Origin of the sequence: Agrobacterium tumefaciens (assembly GCF_017726655.1) — a bacterium.
Lineage (GTDB): Bacteria > Pseudomonadota > Alphaproteobacteria > Rhizobiales > Rhizobiaceae > Agrobacterium > Agrobacterium tumefaciens_B.
Map to the genome: position 1 here is coordinate 1,897,220 of NZ_CP072309.1, position 18,987 is coordinate 1,916,206.

At 58.5% G+C, this 18,987-nt stretch carries 20 protein-coding genes; 16 read left to right on the forward strand and 4 right to left on the reverse strand.

Translation table 11 applies throughout. The features are described from left to right. Positions 1-83: 83 nt before the first annotated feature. The gene (locus AT6N2_RS22925; protein WP_209091973.1) at positions 84-686 is read left to right on the forward strand and encodes a hypothetical protein; all 603 of its coding nucleotides are present in this window, start codon (positions 84-86) and stop codon (positions 684-686) included. Positions 687-889: 203 nt separating this feature from the next. Further along, on the forward strand, positions 890-1,036 hold the full coding sequence (locus AT6N2_RS22930) for a DUF1127 domain-containing protein (RefSeq protein WP_003505647.1): 147 nt from the start codon (positions 890-892) through the stop codon (positions 1,034-1,036). Between the two features lie 491 nt (positions 1,037-1,527). Here AT6N2_RS22930 and AT6N2_RS22935 read toward each other — a convergent pair whose 3' ends face one another. Beyond that, a complete protein-coding gene (locus tag AT6N2_RS22935) occupies positions 1,528-1,968 on the reverse strand; it encodes a response regulator (protein ID WP_144579208.1) in 441 nt (146 codons plus the stop codon). A 382-nt stretch (positions 1,969-2,350) separates the two neighbouring features. On the opposite strand from AT6N2_RS22935, the gene ftsZ reads away from it, so the two are divergent. The 3 genes from ftsZ to AT6N2_RS22950 all read left to right on the forward strand — a co-directional run bounded on the left by ftsZ (position 2,351) and on the right by AT6N2_RS22950 (position 5,318). After that, the gene (gene ftsZ / locus AT6N2_RS22940) at positions 2,351-3,313 is read left to right on the forward strand and encodes a cell division protein FtsZ (protein WP_003521714.1); all 963 of its coding nucleotides are present in this window, start codon (positions 2,351-2,353) and stop codon (positions 3,311-3,313) included. Between the two features lie 231 nt (positions 3,314-3,544). Continuing rightward, positions 3,545-4,243, forward strand: a complete 699-nt coding sequence (locus AT6N2_RS22945; protein ID WP_063951805.1) for a GntR family transcriptional regulator — start codon at positions 3,545-3,547, stop codon at positions 4,241-4,243. Positions 4,244-4,352: 109 nt separating this feature from the next. After that, positions 4,353-5,318, forward strand: coding sequence for a dihydrodipicolinate synthase family protein (locus AT6N2_RS22950; protein WP_209091595.1), 966 nt, complete (start codon positions 4,353-4,355; stop codon positions 5,316-5,318). A gap of 286 nt (positions 5,319-5,604) precedes the next feature. Here AT6N2_RS22950 and AT6N2_RS22955 read toward each other — a convergent pair whose 3' ends face one another. Next, positions 5,605-6,642 carry an Ldh family oxidoreductase gene (locus AT6N2_RS22955; protein ID WP_209091596.1) on the reverse strand — a complete coding sequence of 346 codons (1,038 nt, stop codon included), beginning with the start codon at positions 6,640-6,642 and terminating at the stop codon, positions 5,605-5,607. Between the two features lie 443 nt (positions 6,643-7,085). On the opposite strand from AT6N2_RS22955, the gene AT6N2_RS22960 reads away from it, so the two are divergent. The 7 genes from AT6N2_RS22960 to AT6N2_RS22990 all read left to right on the forward strand — a co-directional run bounded on the left by AT6N2_RS22960 (position 7,086) and on the right by AT6N2_RS22990 (position 14,108). Then, positions 7,086-7,892, forward strand: a complete 807-nt coding sequence (locus AT6N2_RS22960) for a transporter substrate-binding domain-containing protein (protein WP_063951666.1) — start codon at positions 7,086-7,088, stop codon at positions 7,890-7,892. A 71-nt stretch (positions 7,893-7,963) separates the two neighbouring features. Continuing rightward, positions 7,964-8,629, forward strand: a complete 666-nt coding sequence (locus tag AT6N2_RS22965; RefSeq protein WP_063951667.1) for an amino acid ABC transporter permease — start codon at positions 7,964-7,966, stop codon at positions 8,627-8,629. A gap of 12 nt (positions 8,630-8,641) precedes the next feature. After that, the gene (locus AT6N2_RS22970; protein ID WP_063951668.1) at positions 8,642-9,295 is read left to right on the forward strand and encodes an amino acid ABC transporter permease; all 654 of its coding nucleotides are present in this window, start codon (positions 8,642-8,644) and stop codon (positions 9,293-9,295) included. Further along, positions 9,288-10,010, forward strand: coding sequence for an amino acid ABC transporter ATP-binding protein (locus tag AT6N2_RS22975; protein WP_004444624.1), 723 nt, complete (start codon positions 9,288-9,290; stop codon positions 10,008-10,010). Before AT6N2_RS22970 ends, AT6N2_RS22975 begins: the two co-directional genes overlap by 8 nt. After that, complete coding sequence (locus tag AT6N2_RS22980) at positions 10,010-11,251, forward strand: NAD(P)/FAD-dependent oxidoreductase (RefSeq protein WP_209091598.1); 1,242 nt, start codon at positions 10,010-10,012, stop codon at positions 11,249-11,251. Before AT6N2_RS22975 ends, AT6N2_RS22980 begins: the two co-directional genes overlap by 1 nt. 108 nt (positions 11,252-11,359) lie before the next feature. Further along, positions 11,360-13,069 carry an aconitase X gene (locus AT6N2_RS22985; protein WP_209091600.1) on the forward strand — a complete coding sequence of 570 codons (1,710 nt, stop codon included), beginning with the start codon at positions 11,360-11,362 and terminating at the stop codon, positions 13,067-13,069. A gap of 10 nt (positions 13,070-13,079) precedes the next feature. After that, the gene (locus AT6N2_RS22990; RefSeq protein WP_063951671.1) at positions 13,080-14,108 is read left to right on the forward strand and encodes a trans-3-hydroxy-L-proline dehydratase; all 1,029 of its coding nucleotides are present in this window, start codon (positions 13,080-13,082) and stop codon (positions 14,106-14,108) included. 117 nt (positions 14,109-14,225) lie between these two features. Here AT6N2_RS22990 and AT6N2_RS22995 read toward each other — a convergent pair whose 3' ends face one another. Together AT6N2_RS22995 and AT6N2_RS23000 are read right to left on the reverse strand one after the other, a co-directional pair. Then, positions 14,226-15,248, reverse strand: a complete 1,023-nt coding sequence (locus tag AT6N2_RS22995) for a LacI family DNA-binding transcriptional regulator (protein ID WP_063951672.1) — start codon at positions 15,246-15,248, stop codon at positions 14,226-14,228. Positions 15,249-15,405: 157 nt separating this feature from the next. Continuing rightward, positions 15,406-15,726 (reverse strand): hypothetical protein, encoded by a 321-nt coding sequence (locus tag AT6N2_RS23000; RefSeq protein WP_063951673.1) that lies wholly within the window; start codon positions 15,724-15,726, stop codon positions 15,406-15,408. A 296-nt stretch (positions 15,727-16,022) separates the two neighbouring features. On the opposite strand from AT6N2_RS23000, the gene AT6N2_RS23005 reads away from it, so the two are divergent. The 4 genes from AT6N2_RS23005 to AT6N2_RS23020 all read left to right on the forward strand — a co-directional run bounded on the left by AT6N2_RS23005 (position 16,023) and on the right by AT6N2_RS23020 (position 18,965). Next, complete coding sequence (locus AT6N2_RS23005; protein WP_209091603.1) at positions 16,023-16,826, forward strand: transporter substrate-binding domain-containing protein; 804 nt, start codon at positions 16,023-16,025, stop codon at positions 16,824-16,826. Positions 16,827-16,892: 66 nt separating this feature from the next. Continuing rightward, the gene (locus AT6N2_RS23010; protein WP_063951675.1) at positions 16,893-17,597 is read left to right on the forward strand and encodes an amino acid ABC transporter permease; all 705 of its coding nucleotides are present in this window, start codon (positions 16,893-16,895) and stop codon (positions 17,595-17,597) included. Then, the gene (locus tag AT6N2_RS23015) at positions 17,594-18,253 is read left to right on the forward strand and encodes an amino acid ABC transporter permease (protein WP_209091605.1); all 660 of its coding nucleotides are present in this window, start codon (positions 17,594-17,596) and stop codon (positions 18,251-18,253) included. The genes AT6N2_RS23010 and AT6N2_RS23015 overlap by 4 nt, the downstream gene beginning before the upstream one ends. Next, on the forward strand, positions 18,234-18,965 hold the full coding sequence (locus tag AT6N2_RS23020; protein WP_209091607.1) for an amino acid ABC transporter ATP-binding protein: 732 nt from the start codon (positions 18,234-18,236) through the stop codon (positions 18,963-18,965). Before AT6N2_RS23015 ends, AT6N2_RS23020 begins: the two co-directional genes overlap by 20 nt. The last annotated feature ends 22 nt before the right edge of the window (positions 18,966-18,987 follow it).

Genomic DNA, 18,987 nt, shown 5'->3' on the forward strand with positions numbered 1-18,987 from the left:
TCGGTAACGGTGTGTTCTGCCTTGCCAAATATGGTTATGAGGACGGCCGGCACACGGAAACCTCATTCTGGTGGAGTAACAAGATGAACATCGCCGCACGTTTGTCGCTGGTGGCTATCATCGCACTGGCCGCGACACCATCTTTCGCGTCGGAGGATATGGCTTCGGAGACGAGCGAGGCGATATTTGGTTTCGGCGGTGTGCTGACGAAAGAAGACATGCTGAAAAGCGCTGCCCTCATTCCCGTGGAATACGAAAAGAATGTCATTCTGGGCGGCGGTTACCAGTTTTATCCCTACCGCATCGGCAATGTAAAACTGGGTGGCGAAATCGGCATTGCTGCGAGATTTGGCAAGGGCCTTACCGGTGAGGTGTGGGCAGGCCCGGTCGCGCGTTATGAGCAGATCAGGCTCAGTGAGCGACTGTTAATCACCCCGAGCTTTACCGCCGGTCTCAGCCTCGTCACGGATGCACAGCCGGGCCGCGAGCGCGAGCAGGAAATTAAGGATGATGGCAATGCCAACGTCCTGTTTTATCTCGGGCCTGAGATCAACGTCTCCTTCAGCGAGGATTCCTCGACGGAATTCTTCTGGCGCCTCCACCACCGGTCTGGCGGTGGCAAGACATTGGGCAATATGAAGGGCGCGACAAACGCCAATGTCTTCGGCGTGCGCTACAAGTTCTAAGCAGGCGCTCCGTTACCAGGTCCTGGATTTGAGCCACGTTACTTTTCGACCCGGGCCGGGTCGGCAACCCTTGCGTCTGACGCATGGGTGGATTGCCTTATTCTGCCTGTTAAGTCCCCATTGAAAAGCGCATATAGAGGTCATCGAAGGACGCCGGAACGAAACGTTACTGACGTCACCAAAACCTTAGAAAGGGTCATGTCATGAACGTAGCACGCAGCTTCAACAATTGGCGCAAATATCGTCAGACGATCAACGAACTGGGCCGTATGAGCAGCCGTGAACTGCACGATCTCGGTATCGACCGCAGCCAGATTACCAGCGTTGCCCGCGCCGCTGTTGGCAAATAAACAAGTGGCACTTCCGTATTTTCAAGTCCCGAACGCCCGCCTTGCGGGCGTTTTTGTTTTTCACTGAATGTGACCTCATCCTTTAGCGCCCGGATCACTACAAAGCATGCGAGAGGTTCGCCTTCGCCGACTACTCCAAGGTATGAAAACATGCCGCAAATCCAATATGTAGAGCGGGCGGAGGCAGCAACCGTTTAGCCGCTCCACCAAGTGGCGACTGCTCTCAAGGGGTATGCGTCCAGCGCATATCAGTGCTGCAACCTTGTGCCTGTCAAATGCGCAGAAAAATGGTATCTTTATTTCATCGAAACGGATGTACCTCCTCCCACATCCTTTTCGTGAAGCGGGCGATCCTACTCCTCCTCCCAAAGGATTGCCCCGGGGACAGCGCCTATCCTCCTCCCAAGTCGCTGTTCATTTTTTCAGAAAGCCTGCCGCACCTCCTCCCGCGGCAGGCTTTTTTGTTTTCAGCCCGTTTTATAAACGTGGATCTACTCGAACGGCATCATGCCGATCGGGGTCACGGCGTGGGTGCCGGCGCGTTTGGCAATGGCATAAGCGAGGCACTGTTCTACCGCGTCCTGCGGCACTGGCTTTGAGATCACGCCCGCCCCGACACCAAGGTTAACGACGACCTCAGGGTTGGCGGTCATGAAGATCACGACCACACCGCTCTCGGAAAGTCTGCGGCCGATTTCAGGACCGGTCTGGCCGTCTGCCAGATTGACGTCGACAAAGGCGACGTCGGCGCTGCGTCCGAGTGCGATGGCATCGTCCAGACGGTTGGCAATGCCGATGACGTTGGCATCATCTTCGGCCTGCATGATTGAGTCTTCAATATCCATGGCAATCAGAAATTCGTCTTCCACGATCAGGACGCGAGGCTGTTGCGTGCTGTAACCTGGTTCTCTCTGCAAGACGTCTGCCAACATTGCCTGTCTCCATACTATGCGCTCATCGGGCGCTGTCGGCTAGCAAACACCCGTGAGGGTAACTCGTTCCAATTTGAGATAAACATAGTGAATGGAGTGTAAACGATGTCCCTTTTCGGCTATCAACACTCAATGGTGAAGCATTTGATTCGGTTTGGTTTTCATCCGGGGAAGGGGTGGGAGAACGTTGCCGTAGCGCATCTTTCGCCGCTTGTGCGCAAGTCTTTTGGCCGCAATCTGTCCTTAAGGCTTGCATGAAATTTCAAGGCGTTACCGTGTTGTTCCTGCGCCCAGGAAGAACGCGCTGCAATGCCGCCGATCATTCGGGTGCCGATTATCTCTACGGCGCCGGACCCTATGAGTTGAGAAAGAGAACAAGACGATGACCCAGTCTCCGCGCGCCACCATTGCTCGCAATACCCCCAATATCGCTGTTGTCGGCGTCGGGGGTGGCGGTGGCAATGCGATCAACAACATGATCGCTGAAGGGATTGGCGGGGTGGATTTTATTGCAGCCAATACGGATGCGCAGGCGTTGAAGAAGACCAACGCTCCCCGCCTCGTCCAGCTCAGTTCAGAACTGACGGGCGGTCTGGGAGCGGGCGCCGATCCCGAGGTCGGCCGTCAGGCGGCGATCGATTCCCTCGATGAGATCATGGACCACCTCAGCGGTTACGACATGTGCTTTATCACCGCCGGCATGGGCGGCGGCACCGGTACCGGGGCTGCTCCGGTGATCGCTGAAGCCTGCAGGGCAAAGAACATCCTCACCGTCGGCGTCGTTACTCTGCCTTTCAGCTTCGAGGGCGCGCGCCGCATGCGCGCTGCCGAGTATGGCTTTGCGAACCTGCTCAATACGGCCGACACCGTCATCGTCATTCCCAACCAAAACCTGCTGCGCATAGCGGACGCCGGCACCACGTTTGAAAATGCTTTGAAGACCGCGGACAAGGTTCTGTCGCTCGGCGTGCGCTGCATCACCGATCTCATTCTGCGCGAAGGCCTGGTCAACCTTGATTTCGCCGATGTGCGTTACGTTATGAAGAACGGTGGCCGCGCGCTGATGGGAACCGCACAGGCCAAGGGAGAGAAGCGCGCGTCGGAAGCGGCGGCTGCAGCCATTGCCAATCCACTGCTCGGCGAACCTTCGCTGAAGGAAGCCCGCGGCGCGTTGGTCTCGATTTCCGGTGGCAACGACCTCACCCTTTACGAAATCGATGAAGCAATGACGCTCGTTCGCGAGGCCGTCAGCGAGGAAACGGACGTCGTAATGGGTGCGTCTTTTGATCCGACACTCGACGGCGCTTTCAAAATTTCCGTCGTGGCGACCGGTCTGCGTAACTGATCGCTGGCCGAAGCATTGTAGCAAGTCGTATCCTCGTTTATCGCACAATCCGCGCTCTGGACCGGCTTGCGACACAAATCGAATGATCTGAAGCCGTCGTGGGCAATTTCCGCGACGGCTTTTTGTTGTTTTTGAACGATTATTCCGGCATTCAAAGTCACAGCAGTGTCACGCCGCGTTGATAACGAAAAAAAATAATAGTACTCTTTATGTCGACAAGAGGGATTAATGATGACGGATATTATTGCTTCTGCAGAGCGCAAGCGCGGCTCCGGGGTTAAAATGGTTTATGACCTGCTGCGTGACGAGATTCTCGATCTCGTTCTGCCGCCGGGAAGCCCCATCGATGAAGTGCAGCTGGCCGAACGATTCAAAATGTCACGCACGCCCATCCGTGAAGCGCTGGTGCGCCTGTCGGGTGAGGGGCTGATCGATACGCTGCCCAACCGCTCGACCATGGTGTCGAATATCGATTTCTTGAACATGCACACCTATTTCGACGCTTTGGTCTTGATGTACCGCGTCACGACCCAACTGGCCGCGCAATACCACCGGCCGGAGGACCTTGCTGGCATTCGCGCGCATAACAAGGAGTTTGCCATAGCCGTTGAGGAGCAGGACGCACTGGCAATGATCTCCACCAACGCCGCCCTTCATCTTTCGATAGCGGAGGCCGGCCGCAACCCCTATTTCACCAGCCTCTTCAAGCGTCTGCTGGATGAGGGGCGACGTATCCTCAGGCTCTATTATCAATCCTACGAGGACCGCCTGCCTAAGCGCTTCGTCGATGACCATGAGGAAATGATCGCGGCGATCGCCGCGCGCGATATCGCTCTTTCAGAAAAATTGGCGCGTGAACACGCGGAACAGATCGTTCGCCAGGTGCAGAAACTGCTGGTGCGAAACGAGCGCCTCGAAATAAGTCTATAGCCTGTCGATTTCTTGTCGACAAATAAAATACAAGATAGTAATGTCCTCCTCGAAAGGGTGGCGCGGAGCCGCGACCATTCCTGAGAACCCTGTGCCTTAGGAGCTAATAATGACGGCCAGCATTTTTTCCGGCGTAATCCCTGCTTTGATGACCCCATGCAAGGCAGATCGCACACCTGATTTCGATGCGCTTGTCCGCAAGGGCAAGGAACTCATCGCCGACGGAATGTCCGCCGTCGTTTATTGCGGCTCCATGGGCGACTGGCCGCTCCTGACAGACGAGCAGCGCATGGAAGGCGTCGAGCGTCTGGTTAAGGCTGGCATTCCTGTCATCGTTGGTACCGGGGCGGTCAACACGGCATCTGCCGTTGCTCATGCTGCCCACGCCCAGAAGGTTGGCGCCAAGGGGTTGATGGTCATTCCCCGCGTCCTGTCGCGCGGTTCTGTTATCGCTGCGCAGAAGGCCCACTTCAAAGCCATTCTCTCGGCTGCTCCGGAAATCCCGGCCGTCATCTACAACAGCCCCTATTACGGCTTCGCGACCCGCGCCGATCTCTTCTTCGCGTTGCGCGCCGAGCATAAGAACCTCGTCGGTTTCAAGGAATTCGGCGGTCCCGCCGATATGCGTTATGCGGCTGAAAACATCACCAGCCGTGACGACGACGTGACCCTGATGATTGGCGTCGATACCGCCGTTTTCCATGGCTTCGTCAATTGCGGCGCAACCGGCGCCATCACCGGCATCGGCAATGTGCTCCCTAAGGAAGTCATTCATCTCTGCAAGCTGTCGCAGGCGGCCGCCAAGGGTGATGCGGATGCCCGCGCCCGCGCGCTGGAACTGGAGCAGGCGCTCGCCGTACTATCGTCCTTCGATGAAGGCCCGGATCTTGTCCTCTACTTCAAGCATATGATGGTGCTGAAGGGCGACAAGGAATACACGCTCCACTTCAACGAAACCGATGCCTTGACCGACAGCCAGCGCGGTTATGTCGAGGCGCAGTTCAAGCTGTTCAACAGCTGGTACGCTGACTGGAGCAAGCTTCCGGGCGCAGTGCAGGCCTGCAAGGCTGCCTGAGATATCGCTGCTGTGAAAGAAAGGCCCGCAACTGTGGGCCTTTTTTGCATGAGATGAGCCTTGATATTTCTCCTCCGTCATGCCGGACTAGATCCGGCATCCAGCCACGGCGCGTCTGCGCCGTGAAAGGACTTTTCCGCTATCAAGGACTTGATCGCGCTGGAAGCCGGATCTAGTCAGGTGTGCCGGCGCGGGGATGCTATGCAGTCGCAAAAAAAACGCTGAGTGACGTTGTCGCTATCAAGGCCCGCAATTGCGGGCCGTTTTTCATTTCCCCATCCAAATGTCAGGAGACCGCGTCAAGCCCCTTCTCCAGCAGTCGGTCAAGGCCGGCCATTTCGGCGGCGGTGAGCGTGATGCCTTCGTTTTCGGATTTGGCACGCGCCGCGAAGCGACGGCCGGAGGGCAAGCGGGCACCCTGGCCGACGATCGCTTCGAACAGCACTTCCGCGCGCTGGAATGGGTCACCGGGGCGGCCCTTGGCGAAGGCTTCCGGCGAGAAGGCGACGATCAACTCGCCATGGAAGGGCGCAAGTGTGGTCGTGCCAAGATAATCAAGCACTTCTGGGCTTGTCAGGTCACCGATCATGATGCCAGCGAGAAGTTCTATCATGGTGCCGATGGCTGATCCCTTGTGGCCGCCAAAAGGAAGCATGGCGCCGGCAAGGGCTGCTTCAGGATCTGTGGTGGGATTTCCATTGGAGTCCACGGCCCAACCCTCTGGCAGGGCCTTACCGGCGCGGCGGTGTAGTTCAATCTCGCCACGGGCAGCGACCGACGTCGCGAAATCGAAGACGTAAGGTGAGGTGTTCTTGCGCGGCCAGCCGAAAGCGAAGGGATTTGTACCGAGCAAGGGTTTGCTACCGCCCGTGGGTGCGACGGTGGCGTAGCTCGGGCACATCACCAGCCCGGCGAGCCCGTTTTCTGTCAGCCCTTCAACTTCGGGCCAGAGTGCCGAAAAGTGCGTGCAGTCATTGATGACAAGCGCTGCGACGCCGAGGCGTTTCGTGCGCTCCACCAGAACCGGCAGGCCAAGCTCGAAAGCGGGGTTGGCGAAGCCGCCATTGGCACTGACCTTAACAATTGCCGTTCCATCGTCCTCCGCGACTTGCGGTATTGCATCCGGCTTGACCTTGCCGGACTTAACGGTCCGCAACGCGCCCTCGATACGGTAAACTCCATGAGATTTGCAGGCATCTCGCTCACCTGCTGTGATGACGCGCGCCAATGCAGCGGACTGCACATCATTGAGACCGGCCCTCAGGAAAATCGACTCGACCCGCTGAAAGAGTGCCTCAACGGTCAAGGTGGTCGTGTCGCTCATCATAGTCCTCCAACAGGATCGCACAATTTGAATACATAAAGTATACAAAGGGCGACGTAATGCAACGGTTCATTTTATTCATCCTTCCGAGAGCGCGCGGCTCCTTTAGGCATAAGGAGGCGAAAATCGAGCCATTTACCAATGCTTTCGCAGATCTAGACCAGTCAAACAAATCCCTACCTGCTGATCGGCGCGAAAGATTCAAATGCGCATCGGGTGAGTGCCGGCGCAAAGCATCACTTTGAGGCAGCGTCGAGCTGTCCCTCCTGCCCAATTGATTCCAAAGCGGTTTTCCTACCCAGTCTAACGGGTGCCTCCTCCAATTTCGCACGTGCAAAAATTCTTTTTGTATACTCCTTGTATTTTTATATTGATTTCTCGCTTGGGTGGGGAAATAGTGGCCTGGCCCTCAAGGGCAGACCAATTCTGGGAGCAAATCAAAAATGAAAAAATCGGCCATTTTCGCCGGCCTGTTGGCCGCCACTTCCGCAATCACCCCGGCCAAGGCCGACAAGCTCGACGACATTATTTCGTCCGGCACGCTGCGCTGCGCCGTCGTCCTTGACTTCCCGCCCATGGGCGCGCGTGACGACGCCAACAACCCGATCGGTTTTGACGTTGACTATTGCAACGATCTCGCCAAGGCGCTCGGCGTCACCGCTGAGATCGTTGAGACCCCGTTCCCCGAGCGTATTCCGGCACTGATGTCCGGCCGCGTTGATGTCGGCGTTGCCTCGACCTCCGATACGCTGGAACGCGCGAAAACGGTCGGCATGACCGTGCCTTATTTCGCTTTCGAAATGGCCGTGACTGCTAACGACAAGTCGGGCGTCAAGTCGTTCGAGGACATGAAGGGCAAGACGGTTGGTGCGACTGCCGGCACCTTCGAGGCGATCGCGCTTGAAAAGACCGTCAAGGAATGGGGAGTCGGCGAATTCCGCCCGTACCAGACTCAGGCTGACGTTTTCCTTGCTCTCAGCCAGGGCCAGATCGACGCGACCGTTTCGACCTCGACGGTTGCTCAGTCGAACGTCAAGAGCGGCAAGTTCGCAGGCATTTCCGTTGTCGGCAAGGCGCCATACGACATTGACTATGTCGCGCTCTTCACCAACCGTGATGAATACGGCTTCATCAATTATCTGAACCTCTTCATCAATCAGCAGGTCCGCACAGGGCGTTACGCCGAACTCTACAAAAAGTGGGTTGGCGGCGAAGTGCCTTCACTCACCGTCAACGGCGTTTATCGCTAATCAGGACTTTTCGTAAACGGCGCGGTCGAAATGATCGCGCCGTTGATCGTTTCTGAGGAGGCGGGACCTTCATGTTCAACTATACATTCCACTGGAATCAGGCGCTGAAGGCTTTGCCACAGCTTCTGGACGGTGCGGTGGTGACGCTCCAGATCGCCATATTGTCGATGGTTATCGGCCTCGCATGCGCCATTGTGCTGACGCTGTTTCGGCTTTCCGGCAACCGGATCCTGGGTGCTTTCGCTGCTGTCTGGGTAGAAGTCGCGCGCAACACGCCGGCCTTGTTCCAGATCTACATGGCGCATTTCGGCCTTGGCAATTTCGGCATTCACCTCAGCCCCTATACCGCCCTTCTCGTCGGCATCGCCTTCAACAATGCCGGTTATCTCGCAGAGAATTTCCGCGGTGCGCTGAAAGCCATTCCGGATACGCAGACGCGGTCAGGCCGCTCGCTGGGCATGACGTCGATGCAGACGTTCCGTCTCATCATTATGCCTCAGATGCTGCGCGTTGCTTTTCTGCCTGCCACAAACCAGATGGTCTGGGCGATCCTCATGACCTCGCTCGGGGTTACGGTTGGAATGAACACCGATCTCGCCGGTGTCACGCAGGCCTTAAACGCCCGCTCGTTCCGTACCTTCGAGTTCTTCGCGCTTGCCGCGGTCATCTATTATGTGATCGCCAAGATCGTCACGCTCGCCGCCCGATTGCTGGCCGCGCGTCTGTTCCGCTACTGAGAGAGGTGAGCCATGTTTGAAACCGCTCTCACCTGGAGTGATCTCGTCTTCCTGGCCAAGGGTGCCGGCATGACGCTTGCCGTCACCGCCGTTGCCGTTTCGGCAGGCACCATCATGGGGATCATCTTCGGCATCATCCGTTTCCAGTTCGGACCCTATTGGTCGCTGCCGCTGACTTTCGTTCTGGATATTTTCCGTTCCGTACCATTGCTCATCCAGCTGGTTCTCGGCAATGCCTTCCAGTCGATCGCCAAGCTCGGCTGGCCACCCTTCACGACTTCCTGCGTGGTTCTGTCGCTCTATACCGCGGCCTATTGCACGGAAATCGTGCGTGGCGGCATCGAAGCGGTGCCGTCGAACACCCGCCGGGCCTGCCGGTCGCTCGGCATGACCTGGTCACAGGACATGCGCTTCATCGTCCTGCCGCTTGCTACCCGAGTATCCTTGCCGGCATGGATAGGCCTCACGCTTGGCGTGATGAAGGATTCCGCGCTTGTTTTGTGGCTCGGTCTCATCGAGCTTCTGCGCGCCTCGCAGATCCTTGTCACCCGCCTGCAGGAACCGCTGACCATCCTGATGATCTGCGGCGCCATCTACTTCCTTATCAGCTTCCCCATCGCCCGTTTCGGCGGGTATCTCGAAAGACGGTGGTCCCCCAATGATTGAGATCGAAAACGTCCGCAAATCCTTCGGCCCGCTGGAGGTTCTGAAAGGGATCAACCTCACCGTCAACAAGGGCGAGGTGGTCACCATCATCGGCGGCTCCGGTTCCGGCAAGTCGACGCTGCTTACCTGCATCAACGGCCTTGAGCCGATCGACAGCGGCAAGATCGTCATCGACGGCACCGAGGTCCACGCCAAGTCGACCGACCTCAACAAACTGCGCCGCAAGGTCGGCATCGTCTTCCAGCAGTGGAACGCCTTTCCGCATCTGACGGTGCTTGAAAACGTCATGCTGGCGCCGCGCAAGGTGCTCGGGATTTCCAAAGAAAAGGCCGAGGAAATCGCAGTCAAACAGTTGACCCATGTCGGCCTTGCCGAAAAGCTGAAGGTCTACCCGAACCGCATGTCCGGCGGCCAGCAGCAGCGCATGGCGATTGCCCGCGCGCTCGCCATGTCGCCAGAATACATGCTGTTCGACGAAGTCACCTCCGCGCTCGATCCGATGCTGGTGGGCGAGGTGCTCGATACGCTGAAGATGCTGGCGGATGAGGGCATGACGATGATCTGCGTCACGCACGAAATGGCCTTCGCTCGTGATGTCTCGAACCGCGTGGCCTTCTTCCATCAGGGCGTGATGGCGGAAATCGGCACGCCGGATCAGCTCTTCGGCGCGCCGCAGCATCCTGAGACGCAGAAGTTCCTGGCGAGCGTTCGGTAATGCCTGCAAATGATGTCATCGTCATCGGGGCCGGCGTTGTCGGCCTCTCGGCGGCAATCGCGGCGCAGGGCCGCGGTCTTTCGGTTACCGTTATCGACCGCGAAGGACCGGCCGCAGGCGCTTCGGCTGGTAATGCAGGCGCATTTGCCTTTACCGATATTTTGCCGCTCGCATCGCCGGGCATCCTGTGGAAAGCACCAAAATGGCTGCTCGATCCGCTGGGTCCGCTCAGCGTCCCACCTTCTTACGCGTTGAAGATTACGCCGTGGATGCTCCGGTTCTGGCGGGCCTGTGCGGCATCGAAAGTCGAACATTCCACCGTCGCCCAGACGGCGCTGATGGACCTTTCCAAGGCAGAGCTGGAGCCGTTCCTCAAAAAGACGGACACGATTGCGATGCTGCGCAAGGAGGGGAACCTTCAGGTCTATGAAAGCGAGGCCGAATTCGAAGCCTCGCTTCCCGGCTGGAAGGCGCGCGAACGCCATGGCATCGAGTTCCGGCATCTGAACGCCGAACAGATGGCCGAGATACAGCCCGGCATCGCGCCGCGTTTTTCCTGCGGCACCTTTACGCCCGGCTGGTATTCCATCGCCGATCCCAAGCTTTATACGCTGGCGCTGGCCGACCACTTCCGCACCATTGGCGGCCGTATCGAATGCCTTGATGTCGCCTCGCTCCGACCCCTGGACGATGGCGTCGAGGTGTTGAGCCATGATGGCCGCACGCGCAGGGCAGGCAAGGTGGTGCTGGCGGCGGGGGCTTTCTCGCACCGCATCGCCCGTTCGCTCGGGGAAAAAATTCCGCTGGAAACGGAAAGGGGATATAATACCACCCTGCCGTCCGGCGCTTTCGACCTGCGCACGCAGGTCACCTTCGGTGGCCATGGTTTCGTCGTTACTCGTCTATCCTCCGGCATTCGCGTTGGCGGTGCGGTGGAACTCGGCGGACTGGAGCTTCCGGCCAATTTCGCCCGGTCCGAGGCGCTTTTGACCAAGGCGAAGGCTTTTCTGCCGGGCTTGAAAACGGAAGGCGGCAAGCAGTGGATGGGCTTTCGCCCCTCGTTGCCGGACAGCCTGCCGGCGATAGGTGAAGCAGCGCACACGGCGAGGGTGATTTATGCCTTTGGTCATGGCCATCTGGGGCTGACGCAATCCGCCGGCACCGCCCGCATCGTCGCCGATCTTCTGACGGGCCAAAAACCCGCGATCGATACAGGGGCATTTTCGCCGCAACGTTTCTAGAGAGTTTTGGCTAGCCACCAACGGACAAATTCTTTGGCGCTTTTGTTTGGTATTTCCAGGTGCAGAACAATGAAACGGTTTGACGGAAATACATGAGGGGGATTTTCGATGTCTTCTACCGTTTCGCCAACCATCGCGCTTAAGGCAAACGCCATTCTGACGGGCGTTGCCGAGGGCGCGGTCATCGCTACGAGCGAGGCGCTGAGTTTCTGGGGTGGGGTCGATCCTGCTACCGGCAAGGTGATCGACGTTCACCACCCGTTGCATGGCGTCTGTCTCACCGGCGGCGTGCTGTTCATGCCGACCAGCCGCGGCTCATGCACAGGTTCGGGCGTTCTGCTTGATCTTATCCTCACCGGCCGTGCGCCCTCGGCGCTGGTTTTCTGTGAGGCTGAAGATGTTCTGACGCTCGGCGCGCTTGTGGCGGCGGAAATGTTCGAAAAGGCTTTGCCGGTCGTGCGTCTTGATGCGGATAATTTCGACCGCTTCTCGCGTGCCGCGCATGTCAGCATCAACGAGAACACCATTGAGGCCGACGGTATCTCGCTTACCATCGCGCCGCCGGCCACGGCCCATCTCGACCTTGAGGAGGACGATGGGGCAATGCTTGATGGTCGCGATGGTATCGCTGTACGGCAGGCCATGCGCATCATCGTCGCCATGGCCGCACAGCAGGGCGCATCGGCGCTTGTGAATGTAACGCAGGGCCATATCGATGGCTGTATCTATGCCAGTCCCGCCAACCTAACCTTTGCGGAAAAAATGGCTGACATGGGCGGCAAGGTGCGGGTGGCGACGACCATGAACGCCATTTCGGTGGACAAGGCGCATTGGCGGGCGCAAGGCGTGCCGGAGGAATTCGGCGATCCGGCCGCAAGGCTGGCGGATGCCTATGTGCGCATGGGCTGTCGTCCCACCTTCACGTGTTCGCCTTACCTGCTGGATAGCGCTCCAGGCGCCGGCGAATCGATTGGCTGGGCCGAATCGAATGCGGTGATTTTCGCCAATACGGTGCTCGGTGCCCGCACCGCAAAGCACCCGGATTTTCTCGATCTCTGCATTGCGATGACGGGCAGGGCGCCGCTTTCTGGGGTGTATCTCGAAGAAAACCGCCGCCCGCAGCGTATCATCGATGTGGCGTTGCCAGCTGGCATCGATGACGCCTTCTGGCCGCTCGTCGGCTATCTCGCCGGCAAGGCCGCGCCGGATTGCATTCCGCTGCTGCGCGGCCTCGGTTCCGCAATGCCCTCGCGGGATGATCTGAAAGCGCTTTGCGCCGCTTTCGGCACCACCTCCGCCTCGCCCATGCTGCATATCGAGGGGGTGACGCCGGAGGCGGAGCTTGCGCCGCTCGAAACCGCCGACACCGTAACCATTTCGCTCGCCGATATGGCCGCTGGGTGGTCGCTTCTGAACGAGGGGCCGGAAGAGGTGCAACTCGTTGCCATCGGTAGCCCTCATGCCTCGTTGGAAGAGTGCCGCGCCCTTGCCGCCGCGTTCAACGGCCGCAACCGCCATGCGGATGTCGCCGTCATCGTGACTGCCGGCCAGCAGATTATCGATGCGGCCAAACAGGATGGCACACTGCAACGTCTGAAAGATAGTGGCGTGCAGGTGCTGCCTGACCTTTGCTGGTGCTCGATTTCCGAGCCGGTTTTTCCGACGAAGACCCGTGCGCTCATGACCAATTCCGGCAAATACGCCCATTACGGCCCTGGTCTAAGCGGCCGCGCGGTGCGTTTCGGCAGCCTTGCCGATTGTGTCGACAGCGCGCTGACCGGCCAAGCCGTTTCCCGTCTTCCTTCCTGGCTTTCCTGAGGAGAAATTAATGCGCAGTATCAAGACCGTTCATGTCATCTCCGCCCATGCGGAAGGTGAAGTGGGAGATGTGATAGTTGGCGGGGTGAAGCCGCCGCCGGGTGAGACGATCTGGGAACAGAGCCGCTTCATCGCCCGTGATGAAACCCTGCGCAATTTCGTGCTGAATGAGCCGCGCGGCGGCGTCTTCCGCCACGTCAATCTGCTGGTGCCGCCGAAACATCCCGATGCGGATGCCGCCTTCATCATCATGGAGCCGGAAGATACGCCGCCCATGTCCGGCTCTAACTCAATCTGCGTGTCCACCGTGCTGCTGGATGGCGGCATCGTGCCGATGCAGGAGCCGGAAACCCATATGCTGCTGGAAGCACCGGGTGGGCTGGTGAAGGTGCGCGCGGAATGCCGTAACGGCAAGGCCGAACGCATTTTCGTGCAGAACCTACCGAGCTTTGCCGCGAAGCTCGATGCGGAACTTGAGGTCGAAGGTCTCGGTAAGTTGAAAGTGGATACCGCCTATGGCGGTGATAGTTTCGTCATTGTCGATGCCGAGGCGATGGGCTTCAGCCTGAAGCCGGAAGAGGCGCATGAGATCGCCCGCCTCGGTGTGCGCATCACCAATGCCGCCAACAAGGCTCTGGATTTCGACCATCCCGAAAACCCCGACTGGAAACATTTTTCCTTCTGCCTCTTCGCTGGCAAGGTAGAACGCACAGCCGAGGGCCTGCGGGCAGGGGCGGCCGTTGCCATCCAGCCGGGCAAGGTGGACCGCTCGCCGACCGGTACAGCGCTTTCGGCCCGCATGGCGGTGTTGCATGCACGCGGCGAAATGAAGGAAGGCGAAACGCTGACGGCGGAGTCGCTGATCGGCTCGACCTTCACGGGCCGTATCCTCGGAACCACAACAGTCGGCGACCGCTCGGCCATCCTGCCGGAAATCTCCGGCCGAGGCTGGATCACCGGAATACACCAGCACATGCTCGATCCGTCGGATCCATGGCCGGAGGGGTATCGGCTGACGGATACCTGGGGTGCGAGGTAAGGGCGTTAAAGGTCACTCAGGCGGAATGTTGAGTACGCCACAGCGGTGCCGCATATTTCTTCTCCCTGGCGGGGAGAAGAAACAAGCGACATCCGCTCGTTCTGAAACGCTAAAGCTTCACTGAGCCAGCCGCTTTGTCGTCTCCCGCACGATCAGCTCGAAGCCGACATCCACTCGTGCCCCTTCGGGAACAGCAGCATCCTTTTCCGGCTCCAAGATCGAAAGCAGCAATTCGCCCGCCTTGCGACCGATCATCTGCGCATCGACCCGGATAGTCGAAATCGCCGGATAACATTGCCGGCCGATATCGAAATCTCCGAAGCCGAGAATGGAAACCTGATCGGGCACGGCAATGCCGCGGCGGTGACACTCCATCAGCGCGCCAACGGCGGAAATATCGGAGACGGCGAAAATACCTTCTACATCCGGCGCCTTTGTCAGCAGCGAACCGAGCGTCTTTGCCCCGTGATCGTAGGAGACCGGCGCGCTGCCTTCACGAATGATGAGATCGTCGGAAATGCCGGCTTCGCGCAGGGCGGCCCCGAAACCGAGCAAGCGGCTTTCGCCGCGCCAGTCCTTCACATCACCATCGGCCCTGGAGCCGAGCGCGCCGATTCTCTTGAAGCCGAGCGATATCAGATGTTTGGCGGCGGTTCTTCCCACTTCGTAATTGGAAAAACCGACCGCGTGGTCGATCGGATGTTCGGGCACGTCCCAGATTTCAACGATCGGGATACCGGCGCGCATCAACACTTCGCTCGCCATCTTGGTGTGCACCGTGCCGGCGACGACGATAGCATCAGGGCGGCGCTCCATCATGGTGCGGATGACGCGCTCCTCCTCCTGCAGGTCATACATCGTATAACCGATCAGCAACTGATAATCGGCCGCGCGCAGCGCTTTGGCCATCCCCTGCGCGCTGTCGGCGAAGTTGGAGTTGGTGAGTGTTGGCAGGATAGCGGTGATGAAATTAGTGCGCCGGGAAGAGAGCGAACCGGCGATTCGATCCGGCACATAGCCAAGCTTCTCGATGGCCTTCATCACTTTTTGGCGCGTCTCTTCAGACACCAGGGCAGGATCGGCCAACACCCGCGAAACGGTCATCTTGGAGACGCCCGCAAGTTTCGAGACGTCGCTCATGGTAGCTTTTTTTGACGTGACTAACGCTGCGGCCAAGGGCGTGCGCTCCACCAAAGCATGTCTCCCGAAATTCGAACCGGTTCAGGACAAGACATACACGAAGATATCAAGGGAAAGCACGCCGTATGATTTGATATCAATGCGGCGTGCACCGGATTTATGCGACGCGGCTATAGACCAGATGATAAAAACGCCCGTCGCACATGCTCATCATCTCATCCGTCAGCGCCCGGCCTTCCAGCCGGACGGGGGAAACCAGCGCTTCCTCCACTGCTTCCATCGACGGATAGTCGATTTCCTGCACCATGATGATCGACGCGGCGTCCGGGTCCGTGCGCTCGGTGCGCATCACCCGCACCGCCTGTGCATTCGGCATACGTTTCCAGACTGGCAGCAATTTTTCCTCGACGATGCGGAAGAACTCCTCCTCCCGGCCGGGGTGGATCTTGCCTTCGAAAATTGCCGAGCGTGTATACATGGTTTTCCTCCCGAATGACTGTCCAATGCAACAGGGCCGCAGATCAGACTTGCAATGATACCGATAACATGCATTATTGATCCTGCCAAGAACGAGAGAGAGTGTCGACAAGAGGAAAATCGATCGCCCCGATAAAATGCTGAAACAGAACGAAAAATGTCGTCGTTTCGAGCTTTCGTTCTTTCTTGGGAGGAGTTTTTGTCAATCGCGGTAAAATGTTATCGAGAACATTTTTCGCTTTGCGCAAGATCGCTGTTCCGCGTGGGGCAGCCGCTTAAAAGGTTGGAGGAGAGACCATGAGCATATCCAGATTTTTGAAAAACATTACCGTTGCCGTCGGTGTTGCCGCAGCGGCACTTGCCGCCAGCACATCCGCTCATGCTGTCTCGCTTAGCGAGATCACGGCGCGCGGCAAGGTCAAGATCGGCGTTCTGACCGGTGCACCGCCCATGGGCATGGTGGATGAGAAGGGCAATCCTTCCGGTTATGACGTCGATGTCGCCAATCTCATCGGTTCCTACCTGTCTCTGCCGGTCGAACTGGTGCCGTTGACGCCGCCGGCGCGTATTCCCGCGCTTCAGACCGGCAAGGTCGACTTCCTTGTCGCGACGCTCGCCCCGACCGGCGAACGCGCCAAGACCGTGATGTTCACGCAGCCTTACAGCGCCTTCAACATGGATATCATCTCCGGCAAGGACCAGAAGTTCGAAAATCTCGACAGCCTCAAGGGCAAGCGCGTTTCGGTCAATCGCGGTTCCTCGCAGGAAACCGCGCTGCGCAAGGCCAATATCGAAGGTCTGGAAATCGTTGTCTACGAGGACGATTCCACCAGCGCCCAGGCACTGCTTGCAGGTCAGGTCGATGCCGTGGCACTGCCCTCCACAGTCGGCGAGGCGATCATCAAACAGCGTCCGGAAGCCGGTCTGCAGGTTGGGTTCACCTTCTTCCAGCAGGGCAACTCCATGGCGACGAAGCTCGAGGATTTCGAGCTGCGCCAGTGGCTGAACACCTCCATCTATCTCATGAAGATGTCCGGCGATCTCGACCGCATCTCGGTCAAGTGGACCGGCCGTCCGCTGCCGCAATTGCCAAGCTTCTGATTGAGCCTTTCAACGCGCCCGCCGGGAAGGCTTCCGGCGGGCCGGGAAATGTCAACGGAGTGACGCATGTCCTACACATTCCAATTCGGCGCACTCGCCCAATATCAGAATGAGATTCTGAACGGCATATGGCTGACGATCAAACTGTCGGTCCTCTCCATCGTGCTCGGCTGCGCTTTCGGCATTCTTCTCGCTTCGCTTCGCTCCATCAATGGCGGCATCGTCCGCATCATCGTGGACGCTTATGTCGAGGTGATCCGCAATACGCCGTTTCTCGTGCAACTGTTCATCGTCTATTTTGGCCTTCCGGGCCTGGGCTTTCGCGTCGGGGCGGATACCGCGGCGCTGATCGGCATGACGATCAATCTCGCGGCCTATTCGACGGAAATCATCCGCGCCGGCATCGAGGCGGTGCACAAGTCGCAGATCGAGGCGGGCGAGGCGCTGGGCTTCACCAAGTACCAGATCTATCGCCACGTCATCATCGTGCCTGCCATCGCCAAGGTCTATCCGTCGCTCTGCAGCCAGTTCGTGCTGATGATGCTGGCATCGAGCATATGTTCGGCCATTTCCACCCATGAGCTTGCGGCGGCCGCAGCCTTCGTGGAATCGCAAACCTATCGCTCCTTCGAGGTCTATATCGTCGTCACGCTCATCTATCTGGCGCTGGCGCTTTCGTTGCGGCTCATCCTTGCCCTTGTCGGCATGTGGCTGTTTGGCCGTCGTGTCGCCCGCAAGACGATAACCGCTTTGCCGGAGGTGCAGTCATGACCCTTAGAACTTTCGGCTGGAACGAATTCGGCTTCCTTTTGACCGCCCTGCAATGGACCGTGCTTCTGACGATCATTGCGCTGATCGGCGGCGGCATCGTCGGCTTCTTTATCGCTCTTGCCCGCACCTCGGACAGCAAGCTGCTGCGCATTGCCGCCGGCACCTATATCCAGGTCATTCAGGGGATTCCGGTGCTGATGATCCTGTTCCTGTCCTATTACGGCCTCAGCCTTGCCGGGCTGGAACTGCCGCCGCTTTTTGCCGCCGGCGCGTCGATGACCATCTATACGTCAGGTTATCTCGCCGAAATCTGGCGCGGCTGCATTCAGGCGGTGCCGAAGCAGCAATGGGAAGCGTCGGAATCACTCGCTCTCACCCGCGCCCAGCAATATGGCTACGTCATCCTGCCGCAGGCGATGCGGATTTCCCTGCCGCCGACCGTGGGTTTTGCCGTTCAGGTCGTCAAGAATACGTCCATCGCATCGATCATCGGTTTCGTCGAACTGGCAAGAGCAGGGCAGCTCATCAACAATGCCACGTTCCAGCCGTTCCGCGTCTTCGTCGCCGTGGCCATTCTTTATTTCATCGTCTGCTACCCGTTGTCCCAGCTGTCGCGTTGGCTGGAAAGGAGGCTTCATGCCGGAAGTAATCGTTGAAAACGTTCACAAGAGCTTTGGCGCTCTGGAAGTCCTCAAAGGCGTGTCGCTTTCGGTCGGCCGCGGTGAAGTCTTCGCCCTCATTGGCCGCTCGGGCTCGGGCAAGAGCACGCTTCTGCGCTGCATGAACGGGCTGGAAAAGATCAATTCCGGCCGCATAGAAATCGCCGGTCATGCGATCGGCGAAGATGCCAAGGCTCTGCGCAAGCTGCGCACCGACGTCGGCATCGTGTTCCAGAGCTACAATCTTTTCCCGCACCTGACGGTCGGCGAAAACATCATGCTGGCGCCGCGCATCGTCAAGGATGTGCCGAAATCGGAAACCAAGGATATCGCCCGCGAGGTCCTGCAGCTGGTCGGCCTTTCGGAGAAATTCGATTCCTATCCCGACCAGCTGTCCGGCGGCCAACAGCAGCGCGTGGCCATTGCCCGCTCGCTTGCCATGCGGCCGAAAGTGATGCTGTTCGACGAAGTGACCTCGGCGCTCGATCCCGAACTGACCGAGGAAGTGCTGACCGTGATGGAGAACCTCGCCAAGGACGGCATGACCATGATCCTCGTCACCCACGAAATGGCCTTCGCGCGCCGCGTGGCGACGCAAACCATCTTCATGCACAAGGGCAAGATCTGGGAAGAGGGTCGCTCGTCCGAGCTCTTTGCCAATCCGCAAACGCCGGAACTCCGGCAGTTCGTCAAGGCCGATGTGAAGTAGCTCACCGGCTCAAAGGAAAATC

Excerpts from the sequence above, each read along its gene's own strand:
- AT6N2_RS22925 (WP_209091973.1), top strand. The coding sequence starts at position 84 with ATGAACATCGCCGCACGTTTGTCGCTGGTGGCTATCATCGCACTGGCC.
- AT6N2_RS22930 (WP_003505647.1), top strand. The coding sequence starts at position 890 with ATGAACGTAGCACGCAGCTTCAACAATTGGCGCAAATATCGTCAGACG.
- AT6N2_RS22935 (WP_144579208.1), bottom strand. The coding sequence starts at position 1,968 with ATGTTGGCAGACGTCTTGCAGAGAGAACCAGGTTACAGCACGCAACAG.
- ftsZ (WP_003521714.1), top strand. The coding sequence starts at position 2,351 with ATGACCCAGTCTCCGCGCGCCACCATTGCTCGCAATACCCCCAATATC.
- AT6N2_RS22945 (WP_063951805.1), top strand. The coding sequence starts at position 3,545 with ATGACGGATATTATTGCTTCTGCAGAGCGCAAGCGCGGCTCCGGGGTT.
- AT6N2_RS22950 (WP_209091595.1), top strand. The coding sequence starts at position 4,353 with ATGACGGCCAGCATTTTTTCCGGCGTAATCCCTGCTTTGATGACCCCA.
- AT6N2_RS22955 (WP_209091596.1), bottom strand. The coding sequence starts at position 6,642 with ATGAGCGACACGACCACCTTGACCGTTGAGGCACTCTTTCAGCGGGTC.
- AT6N2_RS22960 (WP_063951666.1), top strand. The coding sequence starts at position 7,086 with ATGAAAAAATCGGCCATTTTCGCCGGCCTGTTGGCCGCCACTTCCGCA.
- AT6N2_RS22965 (WP_063951667.1), top strand. The coding sequence starts at position 7,964 with ATGTTCAACTATACATTCCACTGGAATCAGGCGCTGAAGGCTTTGCCA.
- AT6N2_RS22970 (WP_063951668.1), top strand. The coding sequence starts at position 8,642 with ATGTTTGAAACCGCTCTCACCTGGAGTGATCTCGTCTTCCTGGCCAAG.
- AT6N2_RS22975 (WP_004444624.1), top strand. The coding sequence starts at position 9,288 with ATGATTGAGATCGAAAACGTCCGCAAATCCTTCGGCCCGCTGGAGGTT.
- AT6N2_RS22980 (WP_209091598.1), top strand. The coding sequence starts at position 10,010 with ATGCCTGCAAATGATGTCATCGTCATCGGGGCCGGCGTTGTCGGCCTC.
- AT6N2_RS22985 (WP_209091600.1), top strand. The coding sequence starts at position 11,360 with ATGTCTTCTACCGTTTCGCCAACCATCGCGCTTAAGGCAAACGCCATT.
- AT6N2_RS22990 (WP_063951671.1), top strand. The coding sequence starts at position 13,080 with ATGCGCAGTATCAAGACCGTTCATGTCATCTCCGCCCATGCGGAAGGT.
- AT6N2_RS22995 (WP_063951672.1), bottom strand. The coding sequence starts at position 15,248 with ATGAGCGACGTCTCGAAACTTGCGGGCGTCTCCAAGATGACCGTTTCG.
- AT6N2_RS23000 (WP_063951673.1), bottom strand. The coding sequence starts at position 15,726 with ATGTATACACGCTCGGCAATTTTCGAAGGCAAGATCCACCCCGGCCGG.
- AT6N2_RS23005 (WP_209091603.1), top strand. The coding sequence starts at position 16,023 with ATGAGCATATCCAGATTTTTGAAAAACATTACCGTTGCCGTCGGTGTT.
- AT6N2_RS23010 (WP_063951675.1), top strand. The coding sequence starts at position 16,893 with ATGTCCTACACATTCCAATTCGGCGCACTCGCCCAATATCAGAATGAG.
- AT6N2_RS23015 (WP_209091605.1), top strand. The coding sequence starts at position 17,594 with ATGACCCTTAGAACTTTCGGCTGGAACGAATTCGGCTTCCTTTTGACC.
- AT6N2_RS23020 (WP_209091607.1), top strand. The coding sequence starts at position 18,234 with ATGCCGGAAGTAATCGTTGAAAACGTTCACAAGAGCTTTGGCGCTCTG.